Source organism: Frankia sp. CgKIO3 (assembly GCF_977946435.1).
Window position 1 is genome coordinate 1 of the sequence record NZ_CDWTMO010000277.1, and the last position, 3058, is coordinate 3058.

Below are 3058 nucleotides of genomic sequence, written 5' to 3' on the forward strand. Positions count from 1 at the left end.
GCTGGTCACCGACCCCGACCGGGGGGGTGGGCGCCAGCGGGTGGGGCCGACCGACGTCCGCGATCCGGGCTGGGGCTCCGTCGTCGGGGGACGCGCCGTAGAACATCCCGGCAGCCGTGGAGATGGTCCCGTCGGCGTCGACCGCCCGCAGCAGGTGATTGTCGGTGTCGGCGAGGTAGACATTCCGTCCGGGCGGGGCCGTGACGTCGTGCGGGCGCCGGAGCTGGGCGAACTGGGCGGGTCCATGATCTCCGGACAGGCCGGGGACACCCGCTCCCGCCAGCGGTGCCGCCCGCAGATCCGGGTCGATCAGGATCACCTGGTGGCCGCCGGTGTTCGCGACGTACACCCGGCCCGCCGCGTCGGCGTAGACGCCGTGCGGGTGCGCCAGGTCGAGTGAGGTGGCGTGCCGGGCGGCGGGGCCGGCCGGCGGGCCGTGACGGCCGGAGCCGGCGACGGTGACGATCCGACCGTCCGGCGCGACCCGGCGGATCCGATTGTTGAAGCTGTCCGCGATGAACAGAGAACCGTCGGGGCCCAGAGCCAGCCCGCACGGGTTATCCAGCTCGGCGTCGACGGCCGGCCCCCCGTCACCGTGCGGGCCGCTCTTGCCGGAGCCGGCCACATGGACCGTCCGGCCGTCGCGTTCGATCCGGAGCACCCGGTGACGTAGCCGTTGGGACACGTACACCGCACCGTCCGGCGCGGCGACCACACTGTACGGGTAGTCCACCCGCAACGGCGCGGACGTGATGTCGGCCGGGCGGAGGTCGCGCCGCGCGGTCCGGTTCAGGGACCGGCGCCGGATCACGCCGGCCGACCATCGGCGTGGTGAGGCGGTGGCTGACGGCGTGACGGCTGGCGGCGTGACGGCTGGCGGCGGGACGGCTGGCGGGGTGCGGGCCGACGGACTGCCGCGCGCCGCGTCGCGCACATCGTCGTCGAGCCGCAGCGGCAGCGGGCAGCGGGTGAGCCAGTCCGCACCGAGCGCCTGGGCCGTTGCGGCGGCGAGATCCAGGGCGAACGCGTGGGCCGACGGCGGGCGTGCACCGGGCTCCTTGCGCAGCGCCCGGTCCACCACCGCGGCGATCGCCGGCGGCGCGGCGTCCAGTGGTTGCGGCGCGACGCGCAGATGATGGTCCATCAGCTGCGCCATCGACAGCACCCGGACGAACGGTGGGCGGCCGCTGAGCAGTTCGTAGAGGACGATCCCGAGCGCGTACAGGTCGCACGCCGGTCCCGGCGGCCGGCCGTCGAACTGTTCCGGCGCCATGTAGACGGGGGTACCGACGAGCGTGCTCGGGGCCGCACCGGAAGCGCCGATGAGCTTGACGATCCCGAAGTCGGTGACCTTCAGCAGGCCGTCGGCGCTGAAGAGAATGTTGTCCGGTTTGATGTCGCGGTGCAGGATCCCGCCCGCGTGCGCGCATTCCAGCGCGGCGGCGGTCGCCAACCCGATCGCGCAGACGACGTCGACGGTCAGCCCGTTCGCCGCGCGGGCCCGCACGGTGCCGCCCGCCAGCCGCTCCATGACGAGCAGGCACAGGTCCCCGGATTCGACGTAGTCGTAGAGGCGGACTATGTGGGGATGGTCGAGCCCGGCCAGCAGGCGCGCCTCCGCCAGGAACCGGCCGTGGGCGCCGCCGTCCGCCGCGCTGGTCGACAGGACCTTGATCGCAACGGTCCGGTCGAGCTGGCGGTGGCGACCCGCGAGAACGACGGCGTGACCGCCGTGCCCGAGCATGGCGGTCACCTCGTAGGCGGGGAGCGCCTCGGCCACCCGGTCGGTGATGAACCGTTCCGGCTCCGGTCCGGTCAGCCGCACGGCGGATCGTAGTCGAGGCCCGGCAGGTACTGTTTCCATTCCTCGCGGGTGAGCGGGTCGCCGGCCCGCGCGCACAGCCGCGTGACGACGCTCGCCGGGTCGAGGTCCCAGACGAATCCGATCACCTGGTAGGGCGCTCCGACGATGAAGGCAGTGCCCGGGGCGAAGGCGACCGCCGCGAAGCCGTTGTAGCGGCCGCTGAAGGTGGCGTACGGCACCGGGTCGGCCGGATCGGACATTGTCCCACAGCCGCACCACACCGTTCGCGCCGCCGACGCCCGCCGCCATGAGCCGGCCGTCGGAGCTGAACTCGATGGAGTTGACGCCGGCCCCCAACCCGATGATCGAGGGCAGCGTGCGCGGGGCCCGGCGGTCCGTGACGTCCCACAGGGCGACCTTCGTGTCGAAGCTGCCGACGGCCAGGGTCCTTCCGTCCCGGCTGAAGGCGATGGTGATCAGGGCGCTGGTGAAGCCCATGATCGTGCTGATGCCCGCCGGTCGGTCCGGTGTCGTGATGTCCCACAACCGGATGGTCCGGTCGCCGCTCCCGGACGCCAGGGTGCGCCCGTCCGGACTGAAACTGACGGTGGCGACGTCGTAGCGGTGCCCTGCGAGGACGGACCGCTGCCGGGGCGTGGCCGGGGTGGAGATGTCCACCAAGGCCAGTCGGGCGCTCGTGCCGGCCAGCGCGAGGGTCCGGCCGTCCGGGCTGACCTCCAGGTCCTTGATCCCGCCGATGCCGGGATGGATGGTGGACAGCAGCCTGGGACGGCGGATGTCGGCGACGTCCCACAGCGTGACCGTGCCGTCGAAGTCGGTGGCGTAGTCGAGGCTGCCGGCGATGAGAACCCTGCCGTTCGGGGTGAACCGGACGCTGCCGACCGCGGCGTTGAATCCGGTCAACGTGGCGGCCGACACCGGCCGATCGGGGTCATGCGCATCCCACAGCCGGACGGTCTGCCCGTAGTCCCCGGTGGCCAGGACCCGCCCGTTCGGATGGACCGCCGTCGACCACAGGAAGCGGTGGTGCCCGACCAGCGTCGGCCCCGGCACGTCCCACAGGCGCAGGGCGCGGTCGTCGGCACCGGAGGCGAGGGTCCGCCCGTCCGGACTGAAGGCCAACGCCCACGGCTTCGACGCGTGCGGCAGGACCGCGATGGCGTCGAAATGGCGGGACGGATCGTAGATCTCGACCGCGCTGTTCACCCCCACGGCCACGAGGCCGTCCACGTT

The 3058-nt window shown here is 73.1% G+C and carries 1 protein-coding gene; it reads right to left on the reverse strand.

Translation table 11 applies throughout. The annotated features are described in order from the left end of the window. A partial coding sequence (locus AC08OJ_RS19490) for a protein kinase domain-containing protein (RefSeq protein WP_476596495.1) occupies nt 1-3058 on the reverse strand: 3058 nt, incomplete at both ends.